At 52.4% G+C, this 23,785-nt stretch carries 19 protein-coding genes, 1 tRNA gene and 3 pseudogenes; 8 read left to right on the forward strand and 15 right to left on the reverse strand.

The window, feature by feature from the left end; all coding sequences use genetic code 11:
• Positions 1-107 precede the first annotated feature (107 nt).
• The 6 genes from proB to AB9F29_RS17125 form a co-directional block, all read right to left on the reverse strand.
• On the reverse strand, positions 108-1,232 hold the full coding sequence (gene proB / locus AB9F29_RS17100) for a glutamate 5-kinase (protein WP_369756532.1): 1,125 nt from the start codon (positions 1,230-1,232) through the stop codon (positions 108-110).
• Positions 1,220-2,257, reverse strand: coding sequence for a GTPase ObgE (obgE, locus tag AB9F29_RS17105; RefSeq protein ID WP_369756533.1), 1,038 nt, complete (start codon positions 2,255-2,257; stop codon positions 1,220-1,222). The genes proB and obgE overlap by 13 nt, the downstream gene beginning before the upstream one ends.
• Before the next feature lie 277 nt (positions 2,258-2,534).
• Positions 2,535-3,065, reverse strand: a complete 531-nt coding sequence (locus tag AB9F29_RS17110) for a GNAT family N-acetyltransferase (protein ID WP_369756534.1) — start codon at positions 3,063-3,065, stop codon at positions 2,535-2,537.
• Between the two features lie 347 nt (positions 3,066-3,412).
• Positions 3,413-3,682 carry a 50S ribosomal protein L27 gene (rpmA, locus tag AB9F29_RS17115; RefSeq protein WP_039000634.1) on the reverse strand — a complete coding sequence of 90 codons (270 nt, stop codon included), beginning with the start codon at positions 3,680-3,682 and terminating at the stop codon, positions 3,413-3,415.
• A gap of 11 nt (positions 3,683-3,693) precedes the next feature.
• Entirely contained in the window at positions 3,694-4,401 is a 708-nt protein-coding gene (locus tag AB9F29_RS17120; protein ID WP_039000633.1) for a 50S ribosomal protein L21, read from the reverse strand.
• A 262-nt stretch (positions 4,402-4,663) separates the two neighbouring features.
• Positions 4,664-5,488 carry a DUF2059 domain-containing protein gene (locus tag AB9F29_RS17125; protein WP_369756535.1) on the reverse strand — a complete coding sequence of 275 codons (825 nt, stop codon included), beginning with the start codon at positions 5,486-5,488 and terminating at the stop codon, positions 4,664-4,666.
• 172 nt (positions 5,489-5,660) lie between these two features.
• Here AB9F29_RS17125 and AB9F29_RS17130 point away from each other — a divergent pair.
• Together AB9F29_RS17130 and AB9F29_RS17135 are read left to right on the forward strand one after the other, a co-directional pair.
• Positions 5,661-5,750 (forward strand) — tRNA-Ser (locus AB9F29_RS17130).
• A gap of 583 nt (positions 5,751-6,333) precedes the next feature.
• Positions 6,334-7,541: pseudogene (locus AB9F29_RS17135) on the forward strand (IS3 family transposase).
• 229 nt (positions 7,542-7,770) lie between these two features.
• Here the strand turns inward: AB9F29_RS17135 and AB9F29_RS17140 are convergent.
• From AB9F29_RS17140 to AB9F29_RS17155, 4 genes and pseudogenes are all read right to left on the reverse strand, one after another.
• Complete coding sequence (locus AB9F29_RS17140; protein ID WP_369756536.1) at positions 7,771-8,256, reverse strand: hypothetical protein; 486 nt, start codon at positions 8,254-8,256, stop codon at positions 7,771-7,773.
• A gap of 136 nt (positions 8,257-8,392) precedes the next feature.
• Positions 8,393-9,319 (reverse strand): hypothetical protein, encoded by a 927-nt coding sequence (locus tag AB9F29_RS17145; RefSeq protein ID WP_369756537.1) that lies wholly within the window; start codon positions 9,317-9,319, stop codon positions 8,393-8,395.
• A gap of 298 nt (positions 9,320-9,617) precedes the next feature.
• Positions 9,618-9,932, reverse strand: coding sequence for an SOS response-associated peptidase family protein (locus AB9F29_RS17150; protein ID WP_369756538.1), 315 nt, complete (start codon positions 9,930-9,932; stop codon positions 9,618-9,620).
• A 41-nt stretch (positions 9,933-9,973) separates the two neighbouring features.
• A pseudogene (locus AB9F29_RS17155) lies at positions 9,974-10,321 on the reverse strand (SOS response-associated peptidase family protein); the annotation flags it as partial.
• Here AB9F29_RS17155 and AB9F29_RS17160 point away from each other — a divergent pair.
• Positions 10,320-10,979 (forward strand): rhomboid family intramembrane serine protease, encoded by a 660-nt coding sequence (locus AB9F29_RS17160; RefSeq protein ID WP_335586838.1) that lies wholly within the window; start codon positions 10,320-10,322, stop codon positions 10,977-10,979. The pseudogene AB9F29_RS17155 and the gene AB9F29_RS17160 overlap by 2 nt on opposite strands.
• 56 nt (positions 10,980-11,035) lie before the next feature.
• On the opposite strand, the gene AB9F29_RS17165 is transcribed toward AB9F29_RS17160, so the two are convergent.
• From AB9F29_RS17165 to AB9F29_RS17175, 3 genes are all read right to left on the reverse strand, one after another.
• Positions 11,036-11,881 (reverse strand): urea carboxylase-associated family protein, encoded by an 846-nt coding sequence (locus tag AB9F29_RS17165; RefSeq protein ID WP_369756539.1) that lies wholly within the window; start codon positions 11,879-11,881, stop codon positions 11,036-11,038.
• A 165-nt stretch (positions 11,882-12,046) separates the two neighbouring features.
• On the reverse strand, positions 12,047-13,831 hold the full coding sequence (locus AB9F29_RS17170) for a TRAP transporter permease (protein WP_369756540.1): 1,785 nt from the start codon (positions 13,829-13,831) through the stop codon (positions 12,047-12,049).
• Positions 13,832-13,892: 61 nt separating this feature from the next.
• Positions 13,893-14,852: a TAXI family TRAP transporter solute-binding subunit gene (locus tag AB9F29_RS17175; RefSeq protein ID WP_369756541.1), complete on the reverse strand. Its 960-nt coding sequence runs from the start codon at positions 14,850-14,852 to the stop codon at positions 13,893-13,895.
• Between the two features lie 329 nt (positions 14,853-15,181).
• Between AB9F29_RS17175 and AB9F29_RS17180 the strand changes: the two genes are divergently transcribed.
• Positions 15,182-16,069 carry an NAD(P)-dependent oxidoreductase gene (locus AB9F29_RS17180; protein WP_369756542.1) on the forward strand — a complete coding sequence of 296 codons (888 nt, stop codon included), beginning with the start codon at positions 15,182-15,184 and terminating at the stop codon, positions 16,067-16,069.
• 149 nt (positions 16,070-16,218) lie between these two features.
• Here AB9F29_RS17180 and AB9F29_RS17185 read toward each other — a convergent pair.
• Both AB9F29_RS17185 and AB9F29_RS17190 read right to left on the reverse strand, forming a co-directional pair.
• Positions 16,219-16,530 (reverse strand): annotated as a pseudogene (locus tag AB9F29_RS17185) (transposase); the annotation flags it as partial.
• A 64-nt stretch (positions 16,531-16,594) separates the two neighbouring features.
• Positions 16,595-17,542: a hypothetical protein gene (locus AB9F29_RS17190; protein ID WP_369756543.1), complete on the reverse strand. Its 948-nt coding sequence runs from the start codon at positions 17,540-17,542 to the stop codon at positions 16,595-16,597.
• Positions 17,543-18,314: 772 nt separating this feature from the next.
• Between AB9F29_RS17190 and AB9F29_RS17195 the strand changes: the two genes are divergently transcribed.
• From AB9F29_RS17195 to AB9F29_RS17210, 4 genes are all read left to right on the forward strand, one after another.
• On the forward strand, positions 18,315-19,265 hold the full coding sequence (locus tag AB9F29_RS17195; protein ID WP_335586840.1) for an ABC transporter substrate-binding protein: 951 nt from the start codon (positions 18,315-18,317) through the stop codon (positions 19,263-19,265).
• A 74-nt stretch (positions 19,266-19,339) separates the two neighbouring features.
• On the forward strand, positions 19,340-20,359 hold the full coding sequence (locus tag AB9F29_RS17200; protein WP_039000865.1) for a glycine betaine/L-proline ABC transporter ATP-binding protein: 1,020 nt from the start codon (positions 19,340-19,342) through the stop codon (positions 20,357-20,359).
• A gap of 11 nt (positions 20,360-20,370) precedes the next feature.
• Positions 20,371-22,326, forward strand: a complete 1,956-nt coding sequence (locus AB9F29_RS17205) for an ABC transporter permease (RefSeq protein ID WP_369756544.1) — start codon at positions 20,371-20,373, stop codon at positions 22,324-22,326.
• Positions 22,327-22,811: 485 nt separating this feature from the next.
• Positions 22,812-23,681: a hypothetical protein gene (locus AB9F29_RS17210; RefSeq protein WP_369756545.1), complete on the forward strand. Its 870-nt coding sequence runs from the start codon at positions 22,812-22,814 to the stop codon at positions 23,679-23,681.
• The last annotated feature ends 104 nt before the right edge of the window (positions 23,682-23,785 follow it).

Below are 23,785 nucleotides of genomic sequence, written 5' to 3' on the forward strand. Positions count from 1 at the left end.
AACTTTCAAATCTGGAAACATAATCTTGGCGTCATATAAGATTATTTGGGCCTTAAATCCAAGCCTGTTCACAATCACTTTTTGGCATAGACGGTATCACAAACGGCTTAGAGAACCATGTCATCGCGGTGGATCAAAGCGGCGCGGGCCGGATATCCAAGTACGTCCGGAAACTGATCGGACGCGAGGCCTTTGATCAATTGCGCCTCGGCGGCGGTATAACGCACCAAGCCACAGCCCAAAGGCCCGTCGGGGCCCAAAATCTGAACCGGATCGCCGCGCCCGAATTTACCCCGCACTTCGGTTACCCCTGCGGGCAACAGCGATTTACCGCGCGCCAAGGCCTGTGCGGCCCCGGCATCGACAAGGAGGCTGCCTTGAGGTTTCATCGCCGCAATCCAGCGTTTTCGCGCGGTCTGAGGATCGACTTGGGCGATGAACCAAGTGCATTTGGCGCCATTCAGCAGCGCCTTCAGGGGCCGCAAAGGAGAGCCTTCGGAGATCACCATGGCGCAACCCGCGCCCGTCGCGGTTTTCGCCGCCATCACTTTTGTTTTCATTCCGCCTTTGGACAGGCCTGAGGTGGGATCACCCGCCATTGCTTCGATTTCCGGTGTGATCGCCTCAATATAATCAAAGCGTTTTGCCGTGGGGTCAAGGCCCGGATTTGCGCTATAAAACCCGTCCACGTCCGACAACAGCACCAAAACATCCGCGCCTGTGGTGACGGCAACTTGGGCAGCGAGGCGGTCATTGTCGCCAAAACGGATTTCATCGGTGGCCACCGTGTCGTTTTCATTGACGATGGGGATCGCGCCAAGACTAAGCAACTGGCCCATAGTCGCGCGAGAATTCAAGTAACGCCGCCGATCATTGCTGTCTTCGAGGGTTACCAAAACTTGCGCTGTGATAAGCCCCAACGGAGCCAAAACATTCTCATAGGCGCGGGCCAGTCGGATTTGCCCGACGGCGGCGGCGGCCTGTGATTGCTCTAGTGGCAGGTCCCCTTTGGGAAGGCCCAACACATTGCGCCCCAATGCGATCGACCCCGAAGACACAAGGATAACGTCAACGCCGCGCGCCTTAGCCTCGGCAACATCCGCGGCCAATCCCGCGAGCCAATCCTCGCGCAATTGACCTGTGTTGCGGTCCACCAATAGCGCGGAACCGATTTTAACAACGAGGCGTTTTGAGGCGCCCAGAATTTCAGCAGACGTTCTTAGGGTTGCCATTGCTCGGGTACTTCGTGTGATTTCGTCAGACGCAATTTATCCGCCACTATTTCAGCGCGGACAGCCCGAAGAACATCCGTAAGGCCCTCTTTTGCCACACCCGACATCATCATAACCGGACCACCGACGGCGGCTTCAAGTTCGGCGCGTTTTTCGGCGCGTTCTTCTTCGTCCAGCGCGTCGATTTTATTGAGCGCGGTTATGCGCGGCTTGTCGGCCAATTCGCCGCCATAGGCTTCTAATTCGTGGATGATCGTGCGGTAATCTTGGGCCACATTTTCGGCGGTACCGTCGATCAAATGCAACAGAACAGAGCAGCGTTCGACGTGTCCAAGGAACAAATCGCCTAGGCCCCGCCCTTCGCTTGCGCCCTCAATCAGGCCCGGAATATCGGCCATAACGAATTCCGCACCGTCAACACCAACGACGCCAAGGTTCGGGTAAACTGTGGTAAACGGATAGTCGGCAATTTTTGGACGCGCATTGGATGTTGCGGCCAAGAATGTGGATTTCCCCGCGTTTGGCATGCCCAAAAGACCCGCGTCCGCGATCAATTTCAGGCGCAACCAAAGGGTACGTTCGATGCCTTCTTGACCGGGGTTCGCACGCCGTGGCGCTTGGTTGGTCGCCGTTTTAAAGTGCAGGTTGCCAAAACCGCCGTTGCCACCCTTGGCCAAGACAATCCGCTGACCAACTTCGGTCAAATCCGCGATCACGGTCTCTTGGTCTTCGTCCAAAACTTCGGTGCCGACGGGCAATTTCAAAATAACGGTCGCGCCATCGTGACCCGTGCGTTGGGCCCCCATTCCGGGTTGGCCACTGCGCGCCAAAAAGTGCTGCTGGTAGCGAAAGTCAATCAGCGTGTTGAGACCATCAACCGCCTCAGCGATCACATCGCCGCCACGTCCGCCATCGCCGCCATCGGGGCCACCGTATTCGATATGCTTTTCGCGCCGAAACGACACACAGCCGCCCCCGCCGCCACCAGAGCGAATATATACTTTACATAGATCGAGAAACTTCATGTCTGGCGGCCTTCCATTGCGACTGTGTCAGGCGTTATCGGAGTTCAGGCGCAGGCTCAAGCCTGCAAGGCTCTTGCGGGCCCCATAAACACAATTTTCGCCGTCAATTTTGCGCAAAAAGCACCCTGACGCCGAAAATCCGTAAAACCACTGTTACTGTATGTCTCTCAAAACTACTTTTCAACAAAGGATCGAAGCATTTAACCCTCCTATAACATCAGAAGAGGCCTGAATATTTGGCAAAGGGCGGCCGAAACGAAACTGTCCTAAACGTCCTTTAAGCGTATTTCAAAAGATAGGTCCAAGTGGCGACACTCGTGTTGCGGGCAACAGAAAACTTCTCGGCATCGCCAAGGTATTCAAACCCCGCATTGGTCAAAACCCGCGCCGAGGCTGGGTTATCTTGGAAGACTTCTGCGAAAATTGTTTTGCACTTTTGCGGGTTCGCCTCAAGGATAGCCCGCACCGCTTCGGACGCATAGCCTGCTCCCCAAAAAGCGGGTGCCACCCAATAGCCGATTTCAGATTGCGCACGGTCCATCGTTTTTAGACTAATAACGCCCAAAACCTCATCCTTCGTCGAGGCCATAATCCAGACGTCTTCACTGCGCTCCGGATTAAGAGCGCGCTCAATGAAACTTTGGGTCGCGCCGCGCGGCAATGGATGTGGGATGGAACTCGTGAACTCTGCCACGCGTTGATCGCCTGCATACATGCGCAACTGGCCTGCGTCGGATTTTTGCACGGGGCGCAAAATAAACCGTTCTGTTTCTATTACTTGCTGACCTGAAATTGTCTCTACTCTCATGCTTAAGCTCCTCCGAACCTCACAAACAGACACGATGCCCATGGGCATTCCTGCCTGTCTTTATTAGGCCTTCATGGAAGGCCACTTTTCTCATTGGTCCGCTCCGATAACCGGCCAAGTATCACTTTCACCCACCTTACATGGGGGCTTGGACCACAACCGACAAGGGATTCCTCAAAAGCCTTACGAGATGTGATCTTTAGATATTGGCACCCAAGGGCGTGAACCGAGTTCCTTAAAATTTTATTAAATTCCGAAACCTTCGCCCGTCTAACAGAGCCATGTTACAGAAATAAAAAAAGGGCCGGCGTTTCCGCCGACCCTAAAAACAAACACTAGGTTTCGGCTTACTCTGCGGCCTCCGCCACTGGGAGAACCGAAATAAATGTACGGCCCTTAAGGCCTTTGTGGAACTTTACGTTGCCAAGGGATGTTGCAAAAATCGTGTGATCTTTGCCCATGCCAACGCCAGCACCTGGGTACATTCTTGTTCCGCGCTGACGCACGATAATGTTGCCCGGGATAACGAGTTCGCCACCGTATTTTTTTACACCAAGTCTACGACCAGCTGAGTCGCGACCGTTACGGGATGAACCGCCTGCTTTTTTATGTGCCATCTGGTCTCTCCTTAGCCTTTAGTGAATTCTTGAGCTTGGGCAATCCAGCCCTCGCGTTCGATGCGGCCTTTGAACGAGAGCGCCTCGTCAAATTTTGCAACGTCAGCATCTGTCCAAGCAGCGATCTGAGCGAAGGAAGTAACACCACCCGCGATCAGTTTTTTCTCAAGCGCGGGGCCAACACCGGACAATTTTTTCAAATCGTCTGCGCCGGAAGCCGCTTCAGCAGGGGCAGCTTTCGCCGCTTTTGCTTTAGGAGCTTTTACAGCAGTTTCCGCTTTCGGAGCCGCCGCAGCCGCTGCACGTGCAGAAAGAGCGTTTTTCGCTTTTGGCACAACTGGAGCCATCGCAGCAACCACAGAAGCAGGAACAGAGCCCGTGCCTTGTGCAAGTTTAACGCCAGATTTCGCAGCACCTTTTTCAAGGATATCCGTAATCCGAACCAAGGTCAGCCGTTGACGGTGACCTTTTGTGCGTTGCGAGCCGTGCTTACGACGACGCTTTACGAAGTGAATAAGCTTTTCGCCTTTGATCTGGTCGATCACTTCGGCTTGCACAGCAGCATCTTCGATCAAAGGGGCGCCAACATTGGCACCAACCATAAGAACTTCGTTGAACTGAACAGTTTCGCCCGCATCTGCAGCAATACGTTCAATACGCAGCACGTCGCCACTTTGAACCCGGTATTGCTTGCCGCCGGTTTTTAGAACCGCAAACATTTAGTCTTCCTTCGCAATTTCCGCGTCTTGTGGTCCCCAAATTTGGGAGTTTCGCCAGAATGGCACCTCGGACAGCGCGCCCCTATGGGCGGTAAAAAAAATCATTCTCAAGACAGGAATCCCGTAGGAATCCCGCACTAAGATGGCGGCTTATCATCGTAAACCCCAGCGAAGTCAAGGCACCTTTGGGAATTATCCCCTTCTGAACGGGTTTTTAATGTCTCAATGTCTGTTAACGGAAACGCCCTCGCAAGAGGTCCGTCTAAATGTCCTCGCTCAGGATGTACCCCGCAGCCGCACGCCCCAATTTACGCGAGATCTCCGCATAGACGTCCCCAAAGGCTTTGAACATCGCATTGTTAAATTGTCGGCCAGCGTCTGTGCGGCCAAACGCAATGTTTTTTGTCATTTCGTCCTCGGATAATGGCGAATAACTCATGGTTAAATAAGTCATCAACCACTCCGTCGTATCCGCCCGAATTTGGGGTTCATCCTGCCAGACATCCGCCAGAATTGCGCTCTCTGTCATGTCATCTGTTAACGCTCCCATATCGCCCATTGCCGACAAAAACTCGAAGGTTTCGTTCATCGAACTTGCCACATTCATATCTATAAGGTCGTAAACCTTAATATATTCTCGTATGCGGGGTAAAAGAGGGTCATTGTTGCGGATCATTGCCTTTAAACGCGCCTCGCTTGCCGCATTTACGTCGGGATCACTTATTACCAAACGCGCGCTCATTTCCAACCGCACGAGCTTTTCGCCGAAGGGCGTATTAAAAAACGCCAGCGCGGCAGCAAGGGTCTCGTCACTCAAAAGTGGGTCGAAACTTGCGCGAAACTCCGCCCTCATTCTGTCCTGCGCATAGATCGCCGTTAGGCGGCGCTCCCAATCGGCATCGCCACGCCCGTCAAAAAGTTCCATCCCAAGGGTCTCGCCATATTGCATCCCCTCGTCGGACAAAATTTCGATCATGTCATCCACAAGCAGAATTTCGGACAATCGATTCAGATCCGACTCCCGTTCGGCGACGACGGGGCCAACGATCCCAAGCACAAACACAATGGCTAACATAACAGACCGCATACATACCCCTTTTTGGCGACTCATATAGACATAGTGTATTCTAACAAATAATTTAAGCACCCTCCCCTTCAATTTGCAGTCAGCCCCCGTGATCAGCGCAATTCGACACGACGGTGCAAAAAGAGCTTGTAGATTTCTTCGCCCCAGACTAAACCGCCCACGGATCCTACGCGGAGAGGTGGCGGAGTGGTCGAACGTGGCGGTCTCGAAAACCGTTGAGCCTTAACGGGTTCCCAGGGTTCGAATCCCTGTCTCTCCGCCATTTAAAATCACTATCGAGCTGATTTTGAAGGATTTACTCCAAGTTAGAAATTTTACATCCCCCAATTAGTCCCCCATTAGACTGAGGATTGTTTCGGAGGTTGCTGGAATGGGTAAGACTCGGCCTAGTTTATCCGTCATAGACGAAACATCCGCAAGAATGTCGAAACGATCAGGAATTCTACAACTCGCGCGATTAAAACATCTTACAGACATGACGACGCTTACTCGAACCGCTGGTCGCGCTCACGGTCTTCATTCTGTTCTGACTGACGAATGCGGTCAATACGGCCGCTAATAGCTGGGGTGAGACGAGCGACAGTGCTTGCTACCTCCGGCGAGTGTTGATCGGCCAAAGAAACGATGGCTGCCAATCGGTGCTCCATGATCTCTGCTCGGCTGCCGGACCATCCATTTGGGCTGAGATGCTGCAGATAGGCTTCCACAACCTCCCCGGGCTCTGGTGCTGCTTCAAGAAACGCCTTGGCAAATTCAGAAATCGGTCTGGCTTCATCGGAAGAGGTGGTCGCGGGAATTGGGATTAGTAGTTAAGGTGGATCAACTTGTGAGAGAGATGATCCAAAATGACAAAACGAAAGAACCATTCGCCCGATTTCAAAGCCAAGGTAGCGCTTGAAGCAATCCGCGAATAAATGACAATGGCGGAGTTATCGAAGAAGTACAGCGTGCATCTATTACCGGCAGGTGTTTGCAAGCAAACACCGAGAGGCCACGCAGATTGGAATTTGGAAGCGAGCCGCGATTAAGAATATGGTTGCCGGGTTTTCCAAACGAGGCAGCGATCCTGCACAGGTCGACGATGCTACGATAGACAAACTTCATTCCAAGATTGGTCAACTGGTGCCTCTCGGGGTGTAAACACCCCTGTCAGCCAATGGGTGGAGCGCGATTTTTTGAAACGCGCCTGGGATTGTTGAGCAAGGATCGCAGGCGGATGTGCATTGAGAAAAATTGCCCGAAGATCAGTTTGCGGCGGCAATGCCAGATGTTGTCGCTGTCGCGCTCGAGTCTGTATTATCAGCCGAAGGGTAAAAGTGCCGAAAATCTGCGCTTCATGGAATTGATCGATAAGCTGTTTCTTGAAACACCATGGTATGGGTCTCGGCAAATGGCGCGACACATGCAGCGACAGGGTCACAAATGCGGTCGCCATCGTTTGCAGCGCCTAATGAGGCTTATGCGATTGGTGCCTATTTATCAGACGCCAAACACCAGCAAGAAACACCCCCAGCATAAGGTTTACCCATATCTGCTGAGGAAATTGACAATTGATCGGTCAAATCAGGTCTGGTGTGTCGACATTACTTACATCCCTATGCACCGTGGGTTTCTGTAACTGGTGGCGATTATGGACTGGCACAGTCGCAAGGTTCTGAGCTGGCGTTTATCGAACAGTATGGAAGCGGATTTTTGCGTTGAAGCCCTGAACGAGGCCATCGCCAAATACGATAAGCCCAAGATCATGAATAGCGATCAAGGCAGCCAGTTCACCGACTTAGAATGGACACAGGCGCTGAAAGATGCCGGCGTGGACATATCCATGGATGGGAAGGGCCGCTGGGTCGACAACCGCATGATCGAGCGGCTCTGGCGGTCCCTGAAATATGAATGCATTTACCTGAACGCATTTGAAAACGGTTCAGAAACACGCGCCGGGATTGGAAAGTGGATGGCGTATTACAACGCGGAACGCCCACATTCCACGCACAGAATCTTGCCCCCAGATGAAGCCTATGACAGAAAAACAGAACCAATGAGATCGGCAGCCTAAATGAATATCTGATCCACCTTAAACTGGCTGCGAACTGGTCGAAAAAGCAGGACCACCTCTCCTACGCGAATTTTAGCGCGAACGCTTTCGCAACGTCACCTCTCCATCCAAGCTTCTCCGCACTTTTCTATTCGTTTGGCGAGGCATTTCAGCAAACATGTTTAAGACTGAGAGCGCATTAGTTGATTGCGTCATAAAATGTAAAAACGTTAGCGAAGACGAGCGCGGATTAATTGCTCCAATTTGCAACTACGTCAAAACCGACCGCTTTAGGGGCGGCTTCCATATAGTCAGAAAATGCGCCCCAGAGTTCCGCAACTTTTGCTGCGTTGGCGTTCGAAGTTACCTCACTCTCGACCACAGAAATGACATAGCCGCTCCCATCCTCATTCGCGACATTGATGAAATTATGCATCCCGGGCATTCCCATAATTTGGCTCTTTAGTGAATTCATGATCGCGGTCGTGGCTTCCATTGAGCCGGGTTTCATCTTGTATTGTGTGACGCGTGCAAGCATTTTAGTCCCTCTCCCATGATATATAACAAGCCGAGACTGGTCAGCCTCGGTCGCGTGATTATAGCTTGAAATCATGAAAAACTGAAATCCGTTGCGCAACTTTTTAGATATGAGTATGCTTTGCACCATGTCCGGAGTGAAGTTCCAGTGCTTTGCGACATCGCTTACGCGAACATTTTTTGGACGAATAGTTTGCATGTTCATCTCCTTTTGAGAAAGAAACCTCCAGTTGCTTCCCCCACGGCAGGTGTTTCAAGCCGGGCCAGCATACACGAGTCGTTAGCTGTGCACCGCATCCAAGTCCACTAAGAGAGCCCTCAGTGGCTGGCATCGTTTACGATGTAAAATGGCGCGGCTTAGCGATCGCAACTCCCTCACCACGAACATGTGGCTTCCGCCAAGTGAGCTTTCCGTTCCTCGCCAGAAATAGATGCCCCCTCACCCAATGTGCCGACCGCTTTAGACGGCCGTCTGCCTTGGCCTCCTCGTGCTGAATAGATGCGGCAGAGCGCCCTTCCTTGCCCAGACGAATGACAGAAAGCCCGTACGCAGGTGCGGCTTCTCCGCGCCGCTCAAACTGCTTTACGATACGTTTTGATGGCTCCTGTGATTTCTCAACATCAAGAATTTCCGGTCGACGATGCAGGCCCGATATAGCCAGTAGCAGTGCGACGCAGCGGACGGCATACCTTAAGGCATCACTTTCACGTTGCCGAATTGTATCTTCGCCAATTTGGTCGCGCGGAGGGACGCCTCGCTGCAGTCGCCCTTTCTCCCTTTCCGATAGAAGGTCCTGATGAAAAGCAGCGGGATTGTCCAATATTTCAACTTGCCCATCACGCTTGAATAGCACTTCTGAACCGGAATAGAGGATCACCAGACCTTTGTCCTCTGGCAGCTTGAACAGCTGAGCCGAAAATACACGCAGTCCGTCTCGGATGAAGTCCGCTACGACACCGATACGGCCTTCATTCATGCCGTCTTCAGTTTTGACATCGAACTCCAACCAAATACTGCCGAAAGGCAGCTCCATATTTGAGATTGCTTGGAAAAAATCCTCTTCACCGAGCTTTTGGACACCTTCTTGTAAAAAATTCACACCATCCGGATCAACATAGAACGCAAATGCGTCCTTGATCCGTTTCTCGACGTCCCGCGCATACGTATCATCACGGTTCCAAATCAGTAGGTTCAAAGGGTTCCGAAGATCTTTCAGGACTTGCTCTCGAAACTTAATTGCTCGCCCCATTGTTTTCTTCATTGCTTAATCCTCAGAAATATTCCTGCGCAGTCTGCAATCTCAACACTTAAAATTCCAGTTCAATTACGCGACTTCTATTATTCTATTTCAAGTGGTCCGGCACTGAAAGCATCACACTTTGAGCAAGTGCGTGCCTCTCTGCCTAAGTCAACGCATTGCGGGCTTTGTCTATGACAACTTACTATGACACCCTTCCCCTCCAACTATGCCGATTGTGCCTTTCGAAGGCCGATTATACCCCTTATTTTATTGATCTCTAAATGCCGAGCAATCCATAAGAAACGGCCTCGAAAACCACTCAATCAAGCAGTTCGACCAGTCCCGTACCAACATCCGCGATACCAAAGCCCCCCACTGGATGATGCCGCAATTGCGAAGCGCCACCAATATTGGGCCCCTCATGCCCCGTTAGCCACTCGTCCTGCTCGGCGGTATCAAGGATAACAGGCATTCTGTGATGGACCGCCGATACAGTTTCATTGGCCTCACGGGTCGTAATCGTGCAAGTTCGCAAGTCATTCCACTCCGAGAACAAGCCCGCGAGCCAAAGGGTTTCTTGGTTCGTAACAGATTGAATAAAGTGCGGCACCTTCGTACCTTTTCCCCAGTCCATTCATAATATCCGCCAGCTGGTATCAGGCATCGTCCGTATTTCCACGCGCCGCGTAATCTGGGTTTGTTTGCTGCGTCCTTAATGCGCGCATTGATAGTATTGGCTTTCCAATCTTTAATGCCGCCACGGTGCCATGAAAGTATCAAACCCCAACGCGCCATTTGCAATGTGTCACGCATCACATACACTTCTTGTGTTGGCTTGATATTGTAGCGTCGGGGGAATGGATTAAACTTAAGTTCCGATAGTTCAAAATCCGTCCCGCGCAGGTTCGGGTCAATAAAGCGTCCGCGCATACTGGCTCCATTCATTTCATCGACCGCATCTATCAGTTCAATCTCGCCAAGGTTGCTTTCGTTGCGAGCGTGAAAAGTGTATTGGGAGTTCATGCAAAATAACAAGCGCGATCAATACTACCCGCATCCCCAACCAACTGAACCCGGCGCGCCTGCATTCCTTTGGGCCTTGGTCGGCTTGATGGCGGCGATAGAGCTGCCGCTTACGCTCTCAGATGCAGGCTGGATAGGGTCTGACAGTTGGCGCATGAATGTCTTTTTGTATGGCGCGTTTTGGCCACCGCTGCTTAGGGAGGGTCTCGCCCCGCTCTATACGGGCCAGAAAGCTCTGATGTTTCTATCGCATGCCTTACTACACGGCAGCTTCGCACATTTTGCCATGAACAGCGTGGTCCTCCTCGCCTTAGGCAAGGGCATAGCAACGGTCCTTGGCACAGGTAGAACCCTTCTCCTTTTATCCCTCTCAGCCGTTGCCGGTGCCGCCGCGTTTGGCCTGCTGTCATCCGCCAGTGGCCCGATGATTGGTGCGTCCGGAGCCGTTTTTGGCCTTCTGGGGTTGTGGCAAGCATGGGATTACAGGCGGAGACGGAACCTTGGCGCATCCTTACAACCCGTCATGAGCGGTATAGCGGGCTTGATTGTCGTCAATGTGGTGCTTTTCTTCGCACTTTCTGGTGCGCTTGCTTGGGAGGCCCACTTAGGCGGATGGATCGTTGGCTGGACTGCCGCATGGGCGTTTGCGCGTCGGTGACGGCACGGCAATTACGTCGAGGCGACCATCATAAGACCGCTATGTTTTCTTTTTTCCTAACGTCCATGGCTGCGCGAATAAGCATTGAATGCGGGGCTTTTCCAATCACCCAATGCCCCGTCCTCGGGAGAATAAACTTCGACGACCAGGGGATAGCAGGCGGCTGTGTCGCTGGAATGCTCTGAGGAGCAATCACCACCAGGACAGGCCGACAAAGCCCCCAATAGATCAATCTCTGCGAAAAACTCGATGTAATCTCCAGGTCGTACAGGGCTTGCCTTCATGAAATATTGGCCGGTATCGCGGGAGAACCCCGTGCACATAAAGACGTTCAAAACATCGTGCACATGCCCTTCGGCCTCTGATAGAGGCAAGCCGCTGCGATCGGCCAGCGCGCGCGTCAGGTTTGAATGACAGCAATGATGATAGTCATGGTCCGACAGCAGGCGTCCCGTATAGGGATCGCATCGCGTACCGATCACATCGTGTACTGACCCGCCGAACGCATCGATTCCGTACCAATCTAATGTGTCATCAGTTACGGTTGCCATCGGGCGCAGATATGGAAAACTCGACCACATTCGCTCACCCGTGGTAATATGCGTCCCATGCAACGCACGGGTTTTCCCTGAATAAAACTTCTCCGTTAGATCGTTCGCATTCCACAAGTTCAGATCTCCTACCTGTGACCCGCCTTCGCAGACAATTCGGAAAAAATGTCCTGCAGGCACGTCAAAAGTACACGCGTCACGAGGCGGTGCAACGATCCTCTCCTTTAGTTCCATCCCCGCACGCGCAGCTCTGTATTGCTTCATATCCGGCACCGGTAGGCTTTCAACTGGATAGCAAATCACTGGTTTCACGTCGCGACGGGCTTGGGCATCAAGAGGAGGCTGTCTCATTTGGGCAAACTTTCTAACAAAGCGATGCTGTCATTGGTACATCTAAAAACATCCGAACCGCAGACAAAGCAAAATATTCCTTCGAACTGCTGTGCGTGATCGCTCCGGCACTCTGACGCGCCTGCCCCAGACTGACAATCTCAAATCAGGGCAAGTCCATGGTTGTCAGATTATGGCTGCTGAAAATACGATCCCCAATCCTGCGCCGACCAGCAGAACAGTAGACAAAACCTTACGCGCCCCGATCAGCCCATGAGAGACGAGCATCAGGCCAGCAGCGATCCTCAGCATCGCGAAGAGAGCACCGACAGGGTCTTGCGCGAGCCGCAGGATATCGGGATTGGCAATCATGCCGAGCGGGATAATATAGAGCCCTACTCCGAGCGCCATCGCGGTAAGTGCGACCTTCAACCAGTTTTCCTCGACCATACCTGCCGCAATAAACACGGCCCCGCACACAGGCGGCGTTATCGTGGACAACAGCGCGAACCAGAACACGAACAGATGCGCCTGCAATGGCTCCAACCCCAGTTGTATCAGGGCTGGCCCGGCTACAGAGACGCAAATGACATAGGCTGCCGTCGTGGGCACTTCCATCCCAAGCAACAGGCAAGCAAGCGCCGTTAACAGCAACGACGGCCAGAGTAGACCACCGGAGCCTTCGAGAATTAGCGATGTAATCTTAACGCCTAACCCCGTAATTGAGAGCACGCCAATAATGATCGAGGCGCACAAGATTATGGCCGCAATCATCGACACTTGTTTGGCCGCGTTCATGATGGCCGAGACAAAGCGGTCTACGATCTGCTCGCGTCGACTTTTTAAATCCACGTTGATGAACAGCAGCAGCGCACCGGTAATGATAGCAAGGGCTGCTGCATATTCCGGTGTGTATTTGGCGACGAACATCGCCCAAAGCAGGGCTGAGAAAGGCACAAGGAAAAACAACGACGTGACAAACACATCGCGTCGCGCGGGGCGGTCGGCTGGATCTACGCCCTTCAAATCGAACCGCCCAGCATAGGCGTTGATTCCGACCCAGACGGCAAGGAAGTAGAGAAACGCTGGCAGAACCGCGGCCGCCATGATCGACGTGTAAGGCACGCCCGTTAACTCAACCATAACAAAGGCACCTGCCCCCATCAAAGGCGGCATAATTTGCCCGCCGGAGGATGCGACGGCCTCGACCGCGGCCGCCAGTCGCTTGGGATAGCCAAGTTTGGTCATCGCGGGCAACGTGACGGCACCGGTTGAAGCAACATTGGCAGAAGCCGAGCCGGAGATAGACCCGAACAGCGCGGAGGAGATAACCGAGACCTTGGCCGCACCGCCCTTGAGCCGTCCTGCCGCTGCTGCCGCTACATTCATGAAACCTTGCCCCGCCTCCCCAGCGTTCAACACAGCGCCAAAGATAACGAAAATCGCAACCACACCAACCGAGACGCCCGTCAGCGCACCCCAGATGCCCCCTTCAGCGATGGTGAGTGTGCCCAAAAAGCTGGCTGTGGGGGTGCCGGAATGGCCGAATTGTCCGGGGATGTATTGACCGTAAAGCCCGTAGAGCAGTGCGAGACCTGCAACAACCGGAAGCGGCCAGCCGATTGCTCGGCGCGCCGCTTCCAACGTGATGCCCAGCAAGGTGATGGCGACAAACAGTTGGAAGTCACTCTCAAGAAACCCGTATTGATCCCCCAGACGGTCACTATTGACAGCGACCCAGAGGGCTGCGGAGACACCAAGGATCGCAAGAGGAATCCCACTGATCAGCCGCCTACGAGTGGTTGCGCCAAACACCAGTATAAACGGCAAAATAAACGCCATATGGAGCGGCCTACTGACCAGATTTGGCACAAGACCAGAGAAAATCAGCGCCAGATGATATCCCACAAGCCCCGTTGCAAGCAGTAACCAGAAAGCGGCGTTCAGGCGTCCTTCGGGAAGCATGTGCATAGCGTGGCCTTTTTATCGAAGAGTGACAGGCCGGAGGGTTTCGTCCGGCCTGTGAGCGTGGTTACTTCTGTGCGTCGGTCAGGGTGATACCTGCTTCAGCATAATAACGCTGCGCGCCGGGGTGGATCGTGGTCCCGATCGTCGGCATCAGGTTTTGATCGACGCCGTTCCACCACGGGGAGTTTTCAGCCAGCTTAGCTTTGCTTTCCCAGAACGTTTTGGTCAGTTGATAGGCCGTCTCGTCATCCATCGCCGTGGTCGTGTAGGCCACGACTGGTAGGGATGTTGTCTCAATATCCGCCTCCTGCCCCGCGTAGGTGCCCGCCGGAATAGTCAGAGCTGTACGCTTTGTCTCCGCGATCTGCTCTGGTGTCAGGGAAAAGACAGTCACCGGCGTCGATGCCGCGGCTTCGATCACATTGGGCGCGGGCCATGAGCCTGCTGTGACAAAGCCGTCGATCTGACCGTTTTTGAGAGCTGCAACCGCATTCGACAGTTCGACATCCGCAATCTGGACGCTATCCGCCATACCGAACAACCCGAGATATTTCTCGCCCTCTGTCGCTCCAAAAGAGCCTTTGCCGAGCAAAATTGTCTTGCCTGCCAGTCCTGTGATGTCCGTGACACCACTTTCTTGGGACATCACAAAATGCATAGTAAGTGACGGGATCGGAAAGAGAGCGCGAATCTCGCTGAACTTCGGATCCCCTTTGCCCTCGAACATGGCCTTGCCTTCTTGTGCGAGGCCGACCAGCGCAGGGGGAGTGGTAAACACATAATCCCCACCGCGCGCACGGGCCTCCATCACGTTCTGGACTGAGCCTTGGCTCTCTTCTATGGTCACGATGATGTCGCCATCGGTGCCGCTTTTCATGGCTTCCGCCAGCTCAACGCCCATCTGGTAGTACGACGAACCGGTCTTTGCTGATTTATATGTAATACGGGTTTCGGCAGACGCGGTGGTCAAGCCAATTGTAGTCAGTGCAATCGCGGCCGCAGCCGATCTCATGAAATTTTTCATCTGATTTTTTGCTCCAAGTGGGTCGTTATTCACCGAAGGTGACGTTTCGGAAGAGTATCTGCAAGATCAGGAATTCGCAATTCCCTGTAGCAGCCTAAATGAAACCCTGATCCACTTAAATCAGGCTGCAAGCTGGTCGAATTACTGGGACCACCTTTCTACCTCCTTTAGGCGCGCAATCGCTGGAAGGTTTTGGGCACTGACGCCCCAAATCGAGGCAAAACATCGACATCCACTTGGAAAACTGACGGCAACCTGCGATATCGGAATTTCCTAACGTGCATCGTAAACTTTCGAGCACACCAAAAAGTTTCTGAAAGGATACTCATATGAGCAAACCATCAATTGGATTTATCGGCCTTGGCCTCATGGGCGGCGCAATGGTTGGACGCCTGCAGGACCAAGGGTATGCGCTGACCATTTTGGGTAATACCGACCGCACCTATTTGGACGCGGCCATCGCACGTGGCGCAACTGAGGCTGCCAACGCCAAAGAAGTCGCACAGGCGAGCGATATTGTCATGCTTTGCATGGGCACATCCGATCACGTCGAGGGACGCATGCGCGGCGCAGAGGGCGTCATTGCAGGCCTGCGCAAAGGGGCTACCATCATTGATTTTGGCACCTCCCTCCCTGCCAGCAGTCGCACCCTCTCGGAAGAAGTCGCAAACGCGGGCGGGCATTTTCTGGACGCGCCGTTGGGACGTACACCAAACCACGCAAAAGACGGCCTGTTGAATATCATGGCATCGGGCGACAAAGCCGCGTTTGATGCAGTGGAACCTGTTCTTAAGGATTTGGGTGAAAATGTTTTCCATCTCGGCACTGTGGGCTCTGGCCACACGATCAAGTTGATCAACAACTTCTTTGGAATGACCGTTGCCAATGCAATGTCCGAAGCCTTTGCTATGGCAGATGTCGCTGGCGTAAATCGCGCCCAGCTATACGATGTGATGTCCGCCGGCCCATTGCATTCAGGCATGATGGGTTTTGTAAAATCCTACGGGGTCGATAATGATCCCACTCAATTGGCATTCACGATTAAAAATGCCGCAAAAGACGTGGGCTATTATGCCCGAATGACTGAGGATGCAGGCGTTGACAGTATCATGGTCAAAGGTCCGTTAGAGGCATTGAACACTGCACGTGATAACGGCCAAGCCGATGAAATGGTCAGCCAGATGGTCGACTTTTACGCCCGCCGTTTCAAAGGTTAACACACAGGTATCGCCAGAGAAACCGCAGAAAACATGACACCAATGAAATTCTTGCGGAGAAAGGTGATGGGCAAAATGGCCGCGTGAGGTCAAAGATTTAACGCCAAGGACTCCGCGCAATCTGGAGGGAACTTGGGGCGCAAGCCAACTGGAAAGCGCCCCATATTTTCTTCGATAAATCTAAACCTCATTGCTTTAGTCCCGCAAAGTACTGGGTGGCTTTTTTTAGGATGTCTCTCCTTCTTGAGAATGCGGTTCTCGCGTCGGAGCCTGTCATTCTCTTGCGCGAGGCTCAAATCCTCTTTCGACACCACATCGGTGTCTCGGTGTGCATTTATCCACTTGTTCAGCGTCGACATCCCAACACCCAGATCCTCAGCAACCTGCTTGCGCATCAGTCCGCTGGTCAGTGCGATACGCACCGCATCCTTGCGAGATTCGTCCGTCCGTTTCAGTCCCATAGTCTGTCTCCTTTAGCGCAGTAAATGCTATCAAAGGGGCGGCATCAAACCGTGACAGGTCCACTTATTGTCTATGGTAGAGATAAGCCGCGCCGCTTTTTACGAGGCTGTTCGTATTGCTATTTTTGGCTCCAATGAGGACGGCGCTGCCAGACATCGCGAGCGAACCGCCATAAGCTCCGTCCTTCTGATCATTGATGTCTGAAAACGTTCCAACCTGCTCGCCCGATAGGGTGTCGAAAAGATAGACCGCGCCATTTTGTGTTGTCGGGCCAAAGGTTGAAATGGCGACCGTGGTTCCAGAAATTGTAACCTTGGACGAGAGTGAGTCTGGAACGGAGGAGGTCTTAGCCGTAAATTTGGCCACCTGTTTTCCCGTGATCGTGTCGTACAAATAGGCTACGCCGTGTTTTTTCTCCACGCCGCCAACGACAGCGCTGGTGCCAGAAATAGAGACAGACGACCCATATAAATCGGCCTTCGCTGTATCTTCACCAGTGAACTTGGCTGTTTGCTTTCCAGCTACGGTATCAAACAAATATACGGCGTCGCCAGACATAATGATGGCTGTGGTCCCAGAAATTTTAACACTACCACCGAAGAACCCCAATGTACCGCCAATGTTTGGGTCGACCGCAGTGAGCTTGACCGTCTGCCTGCCAGTCGTCGCGTCAAATAGATAAGCCGCGCCGTTCGCGCTTAAAGGGGCTCCAACAATGGCCGTTGTGCCAGAGATCGAGACGGAAAGGCCAAAGCCATCCCCTTTGACAGAGTCAGTCGGGGTAAGCTTGACTGTCTGTTTTCCAGTGGTCGTGTCAAATAGGTAGGCGGCACCATGATCGCTTCCGGATGCCCCGACTATGGCTATAGTACCTGAAATTCCAACAGGAATTCCGAAAAATCCATTTGCAAAAGGCTTGTCGGCGGTGAGTACAGTCGCACTTAGATTCGCGGCTTGCGCCGTGGGAAAAAGAATGAGTGAGGCCAAAGCCGCGAATAGAAAGTGACGCATGTAAAAGTCCTTATTCGACATTCTCCAATTGGAATGTCTATTCGCGCGCACTGCTCCTATCTTGCAATAAAATCAATAAGTTAGGAAAGTTAACTTCTCCTCAATTAATCTCCGAGAAAATATCACCGACTTCAGGCTGTCGCCGAGCCAAATGCACGCTGTCCTGGTTGATAGCCACTCGCAGGCCCCACGGCACGGGATCATGATCAGGACTCGGAGAGGTACGCCGAAGACTGCTGTACTTACTTCGCAAACACCGCCGACTGGAAAGACCCCGTTACGCGCCGAACATTTACAGTTTGGTGACAAATCTGTCCTTCGTCGCAATAGCGCCGCGACCAGCATTGGCCAAGGAACCAAAGCGGTCAAGTAGGATAGAAAGCAGCCCTTCGCAGCGGCTTAGCATACTAAGGCTTTACGCCACGGCTCTAATGATACATGTAGTGTGTTCAGTCGGTTGCATAAATTTGTCAGCTTTTTTGATAAGTTACCGAGTTTTATTGAGCGCCAATCCGCCTCAAAATCGTAAAATGCAAGCTGGTGTTTACGCGTCCCAAAGTGACTGTGGAAGCACATTAACGACTGACATCGACTGACGGCACATGAAAAGATGCTTTTGGCATCTTTTTGCTGCGCTTTACATCGCCTTTTCTAACGAAAAGGCGGCGAAACTGCGTGCGTTTATATCCAAGCGCTAAGCCGAAACAAACCAATTTGGGCCCCTCATTGGGAACCTGAAAACGCTCTGAAACAGAGTAGAGAGTAAATGACAATGAAAACGATGACTACAGCGTTAACCGCAGGTGTTTTAGCACTTGCGCCCCTGTCAGCATTTGCTGACTCCCACGCCGACAGCAGCGATCCAATCGTCATTCCAATTCACAACTGGTCCAGCCAAATCGTAATGTCCAACGTTGTTGGTCAAATTCTCGAAACTCAGGGCGCCCATGTTGAGTACGTCACAACAGACAGCCAAGCGGTTTATGAATCTGTGCGTCTTGGGGATGTCACAATGGAACTCGAAGTCTGGGAAGGGGCGTTTGGCGCTTCCTTCCGTGCAGCCATGGAAAAAGGCGGCATCGTTGACGTAGGCGACCATAATGCTGTGACACGCGAAGACTGGTGGTACCCAATGTGGACCAAAGACGCATGCCCAGGTCTGCCTTCATGGGAAGCACTGAACGAATGTGCAGCCTTGTTCGCCACACCAGAAACTGGTGACAAAGGGCGTTATCTTGATGGGCCCGTTGACTGGCTCAAGCATGGTCAAGAACGCGTTGCATCACTGGATATGAACTTTGTTGTCGTGAACGCAGGTTCCGCCGCGGCATTGTGGGCCGAAATCGGTGCTGCTGAAGCCGACAAAAAACCAATCGTTGTTTTTAACTGGACACCAAACTTTGCTGAGGCCGTTTGGCCTGGTGAATTTGTTGAGTTTCCGGCTTGGGAAGAAGGCTGTGACACGGACCCATCCGTGGGTCCAAACCCTGACGCGCTCTTCGATTGCGGCAACCCAGCCACGGGTTACCTAAAGAAAGCGGCATGGGACGGGATGGAAGACAAGTGGCCAGCGGCTTATGCGACACTGGAGGCTGTCTCTTTCACCAACCCACAAATTGCCGAAATGGCAAAACTCGTCGACATCGATGAGCTGGAGCCAGAAGAAGCAGCCGAAGTATGGCTGGAAGCAAACCCCGATGTCTGGGCTTCTTGGGTTAAATAACCCCCTTCGCTTGCGTAAATCTCCCCTCGTCCGGTCAAGTACTGGGCGGGGTCTTTCTATATCTGAGGAATATCATGTCGTCTGAACGCCCCGTCATATCGTGCAAAAATATTTGGAAAGTTTTTGGGACCGATCCCGAAGGATACCTTGCCAAACTGCCTCCCGATATGACCTTCGATGACATGCGTGAAGACGGTTACATCGCGGGCGTCAAAGATGTGTCGCTTGATGTTAACAAGGGCGAAATGCTGGTGATCATGGGCCTTTCAGGGTCTGGAAAATCCACGCTGGTTCGCTGTTTTTCTCGCCTGCATGAGATTACAAGCGGCACGATCGAGATTGAAGGGCAGGACATCATGTCTCTGGCCGAGAAAGACCTCATTGATCTGCGCCGATCAAAGATGGGAATGGTGTTTCAATCTTTTGGCTTGCTGCCGCACCGTTCTGTACTCGACAATGTTGCCTTCCCGCTTGAAATGCGTGGCCAAGACAAACACACCCGACGCGAACGCGCGTTAGAGGTGATCAAACTCGTAGGCTTAGAGGGCCGCGAGGATTTCTTCCCGCGCGAGTTATCTGGCGGACAGCAGCAGCGCGTTGGCATCGCTCGGTCCTTGGCGATTGAGCCCGATATCTGGTTTTTGGACGAGCCCTTCTCTGCGCTTGATCCCCTGATCCGCAAAGAGATGCAGGACGAATTCCTACGCCTGCAACAATTACTCAACAAAACCATCGTGTTTATCACCCATGATTTTGACGAGGCCCTGCGCCTTGCCGACCGTATCGCCATCATGAAGGATGGCGCGATTGAGCAATGTGACACACCCGATAAAATCGTTCTAAAGCCTGCCACTGAGTATGTGCGAAAATTTACCGAAGACGTCGACAAGGCGCGCGTGGTTCGCGCTGGTGGGTTGGCCGAAGTCGGTCAAACTGGCATCGGTGATCCTGTGGATGCGTCCCAAACAGTTCGCAAAATGGCCCGTATGTTGGTCGATGACACCCGCGATTTTATTCCTGTCACCCGCGCCGGAAAACCGATTGGTGCACTGTCCCGCGCTGAAGCACTGGACGTTTTATTGGGGGATCAGTGATGGATGCCTTAATGAAGGTGACTTCTAAATCAATGACTTGCAACCGTGCCGCAATACTGTTTCTTGCCGTTGCATTGATACTGACGGCCTTGCAATATGCAGCTCTTTTGCCTGCATGGCTGTACCGCGTTCCCGAAACAATGATCCCGCCATTTGCGGCATGGCTCGACGTGGTTTTCAACTTTGTTAAAGACGATCTTGGGCTGCTCAAGCTTACACGCTTCCTAACGGGGGGCTTAGAGAATGTCCTCGATACCACGGGTAATATTTTCTATGGCAAACGCCGCTGGCCCAACTTAGGCCCCATGCCTTGGAGCGCGGTTGCGGGTGTTGCCGCAGTGATCGGCTATTACCTTGGGGGGTGGCGTTTAGCTTTATTGGCCGGTGGCACATTCGTTTGGACTGCGTTGATTGGCCAATGGAAAATTGCGATGGAGACCATGTCGGTTCTGGTCGTCGCTGCACCGTTGGCTTTTTCCATCGGCCTGTCATTCGGTATTGCCGCTTGGAAGTATGAATGGGTCAATAAGGCCATAAAACCGGTCTTATCCGTCCTCCAAACGCTACCGTTTTTCACCTACCTGTTGCCTGCCGTCATCTTCTTTAAGGTCGGGCCAACAGCGGGGGCCGTGGCGACTATCGTTTATGCCATTCCGCCAATGATCCTGATGACGACGCTGGGCCTGCAAAAGGTATCTCTTGAAGTTGTCGAAGCAGGAAAAATGGCGGGCTGCTCCAGATTTCAAATGCTGCGGCACGTTTATATCCCGTCTGCTCGAGGCGATATTTTGGTTGGCGTCAATCAAGTCATAATGCTGTGTCTGGCGATGGTCGTTTTGACGGCCTTCATCGGAATGCCCGGCCTTGGTGCAAAACTACTGGCGATGATGGGTAGTTTTAAGCTGGGACGGTCGTTTGAGATTGGTATCACAATCGTACTGCTTGCCGTGACCCTAGATCGTATGTCCAAAGCATGGGCCATCAAACAGCCCGTGCATTTCGAAAAGGGAGCGTCATGGCTCAGCCGTCATAAGACGCTTGTATCGGCATTGTGCATCTTTGTTGGCTTTACCCTACTCTCAAAGGCTGTGCCCATTGCTGGAACCTTCGAGCGAGGACAAGACTTTAGCCAAGGTAAAGAATTGGACAGCCTCATCAAAGGATTCCTTGCTTTCGATGGTGTACAAAACGTCACCTACGGCATTCGTTATGTCTTGAATGTGTGGGTTTTGAACCCATTTCGCGACTTCATGTTGTCGATCCCGACACCTGCGATGATCATGATTGTCGTGGCGTTCGCAATCTGGTTGGGCGGGCGCCGTCAGGGCATCATCGCCGCAATTTTCTTTAGTCTGATTGCCCTTTCAGGCTGGTGGGATCGGTCCATAATCACTTTATATTCGGTGTTGGCCGCCGTTTCGATAGCGATGTTTATCGGCATCCCGCTTGGGATTTGGGCATCGAAGTCAGAAAAATGGTCGCGCCGTATACTGATCGCCTGCGATACGGCGCAAACATTCCCGAGCTTCATCTACCTGATCCCCGCGATCATGTTATTTGGGATTACAGCCACTGCAGTTGTAGGCTCGATCTTGATCTTCGCAATGGTTCCGCTGACCCGCTATACGATCGAAGGGCTGCGCACCGTGCCGCACGAAATGACTGAGGCTGCCGACATGGCCGGTGCAACCCGCATGCAGAAGTTGGTAAATGTCCAATTGCCTTTGGCTCTGCCAACTATGGCTGTTGGGTTTAACCAAGCGATCATGTTCGCCTTCTTTATGGTCATCATCGCGGCCTTCATTGGCACCCAAGATTTGGGACAAGAATTGCAACGCACTCTGGCGGGAACGGACCTTGGAAAGAACTTTGTCCTTGGTATCTGTGTATCGCTTATGGCGCTTACTTTTGATGTGGTTATCATGAAATGGGCGACGGATAAGAAACAAGCGCTGGGCCTCCCATAGAGGCTTACGCGCTATCATCATTTATCGGATTGAGGCCCTTGCTTTCACAATCGACTAACTACCGTTAGCGCACCAGAATACGGTGATGCGGAATGAAAATAGCTTACGAATGTCGGCTTCTCTAAAGGGGCGTTTCGGACCTCCAACTCTCTGAGACACTCCTTTTATTGGACGAGGCATATTCCAGCGTAATGCAGCCCTCAACTATGACAACTTACTATGACACCTCTCCCCTCCAACCATGCCGATTGCGCCTTTCGCAGACCGATTAAACTCCCCATTTTATTGATTTTTAGTTACCGAGCATTCCATAAGAAACGGTCTCGAAACCCTTGAACCTTAACGGGTTCCCAGGCTTCGAATCCCTGTTTCTCCGCTTTCACGAATCTCTAAATTTCTGATTTTAAAAGATTATCTCAAGTTAGAGATTCATATCCCCCAATTAGTCCCCCAGTGGACCGAAGATTGTGTCGGAAGTTGCTGAAATGGGTAAGACTCGGCTATCGGCCTTCAACGTTAGGGATAAAGAGATCGTTGCCAAAATCCGTCCGGCCTTGCTCATTGAAACGGGAGATCCAAAAGCACTCTCTTTGGGCGACAAGGAATTGCTGCTTCGTAACCAAGCTAAACTCTATGACGCCCTCAGATTTAGAGGAGAGTGGTTCCACCACGATGATATCAAGCGGTTTACACATACCGGTCTTTCGGCAGTTGTTGGAGGACTTCTCGACAAGTCGAGCTCTCCTGAACTGACTGATTTTTTGATTGAGGTCGCACGTTTTGGCGGCATGAAACCCCTAGCAGCCAAACTAGCCAGCTACATCATCAATCCGGATGTTGGATATCGCACCAAAAGTGAGGCGTGCTCAGCTCTATTCGAGATCGGAGATACGGCCCACAGGGCGAGCGTTTTGGCCGCTGCTCTCACCGCGAATTGCCCTGATACCAACGACACAGACGCTGCACCTAGCTGGAACATGTTTCAATTAAAGGCGCTTCAATACTGTTTTGAGGAAGCGACACTGCTTGACTGCATTTGCCTTCTCGCAAGAATCCAAAGGGAAAGATCCAACTATTCCTCGGCCACGTCCCAATATCTGATCGAAGTCCTTGATAGCCTCTCGGCACAGGAAAAGCGCAAGTGGCTCACAATATTGCTCCGCTTCGCATTTGATGGCCGTAGCGAAAATAGCCAACGCCTGCCAAGTGCCTCAGCGAGCTACAAGAGATTTGTGCCAGCTATTATCTATCTCGCTTCGGAACTTGTATCACGTGATGACACGGCCCCTGATGATCCAGACTTGCTAGATGCATGTGTTGACGGCCCCTGTTTTGCAGGGATTTATTTGAGCTGATTTTGATCGTTGCAGGTTGCGGTCATGTGTCCGGCCTGTTGACGCGGTGCATGTGACCGCTGGCCTTTCCTCTCAGCGATGCCAGCATCGCCTGCCAGACAACG

Source organism: Falsihalocynthiibacter sp. S25ZX9 (assembly GCF_041205405.1).
Classification (GTDB): Bacteria; Pseudomonadota; Alphaproteobacteria; order Rhodobacterales; family Rhodobacteraceae; genus Falsihalocynthiibacter; species Falsihalocynthiibacter arcticus.

Coding starts and splice junctions, on each gene's coding strand:
- proB (WP_369756532.1), bottom strand. CDS start 1,232: ATGGCAACCCTAAGAACGTCTGCTGAAATTCTGGGCGCCTCAAAACGC.
- obgE (WP_369756533.1), bottom strand. CDS start 2,257: ATGAAGTTTCTCGATCTATGTAAAGTATATATTCGCTCTGGTGGCGGC.
- AB9F29_RS17110 (WP_369756534.1), bottom strand. CDS start 3,065: ATGAGAGTAGAGACAATTTCAGGTCAGCAAGTAATAGAAACAGAACGG.
- rpmA (WP_039000634.1), bottom strand. CDS start 3,682: ATGGCACATAAAAAAGCAGGCGGTTCATCCCGTAACGGTCGCGACTCA.
- AB9F29_RS17120 (WP_039000633.1), bottom strand. CDS start 4,401: ATGTTTGCGGTTCTAAAAACCGGCGGCAAGCAATACCGGGTTCAAAGT.
- AB9F29_RS17125 (WP_369756535.1), bottom strand. CDS start 5,488: ATGCGGTCTGTTATGTTAGCCATTGTGTTTGTGCTTGGGATCGTTGGC.
- AB9F29_RS17140 (WP_369756536.1), bottom strand. CDS start 8,256: ATGCAAACTATTCGTCCAAAAAATGTTCGCGTAAGCGATGTCGCAAAG.
- AB9F29_RS17145 (WP_369756537.1), bottom strand. CDS start 9,319: ATGAAGAAAACAATGGGGCGAGCAATTAAGTTTCGAGAGCAAGTCCTG.
- AB9F29_RS17150 (WP_369756538.1), bottom strand. CDS start 9,932: ATGGACTGGGGAAAAGGTACGAAGGTGCCGCACTTTATTCAATCTGTT.
- AB9F29_RS17160 (WP_335586838.1), top strand. CDS start 10,320: ATGCAAAATAACAAGCGCGATCAATACTACCCGCATCCCCAACCAACT.
- AB9F29_RS17165 (WP_369756539.1), bottom strand. CDS start 11,881: ATGAGACAGCCTCCTCTTGATGCCCAAGCCCGTCGCGACGTGAAACCA.
- AB9F29_RS17170 (WP_369756540.1), bottom strand. CDS start 13,831: ATGCACATGCTTCCCGAAGGACGCCTGAACGCCGCTTTCTGGTTACTG.
- AB9F29_RS17175 (WP_369756541.1), bottom strand. CDS start 14,852: ATGAAAAATTTCATGAGATCGGCTGCGGCCGCGATTGCACTGACTACA.
- AB9F29_RS17180 (WP_369756542.1), top strand. CDS start 15,182: ATGAGCAAACCATCAATTGGATTTATCGGCCTTGGCCTCATGGGCGGC.
- AB9F29_RS17190 (WP_369756543.1), bottom strand. CDS start 17,542: ATGCGTCACTTTCTATTCGCGGCTTTGGCCTCACTCATTCTTTTTCCC.
- AB9F29_RS17195 (WP_335586840.1), top strand. CDS start 18,315: ATGAAAACGATGACTACAGCGTTAACCGCAGGTGTTTTAGCACTTGCG.
- AB9F29_RS17200 (WP_039000865.1), top strand. CDS start 19,340: ATGTCGTCTGAACGCCCCGTCATATCGTGCAAAAATATTTGGAAAGTT.
- AB9F29_RS17205 (WP_369756544.1), top strand. CDS start 20,371: ATGAAGGTGACTTCTAAATCAATGACTTGCAACCGTGCCGCAATACTG.
- AB9F29_RS17210 (WP_369756545.1), top strand. CDS start 22,812: ATGGGTAAGACTCGGCTATCGGCCTTCAACGTTAGGGATAAAGAGATC.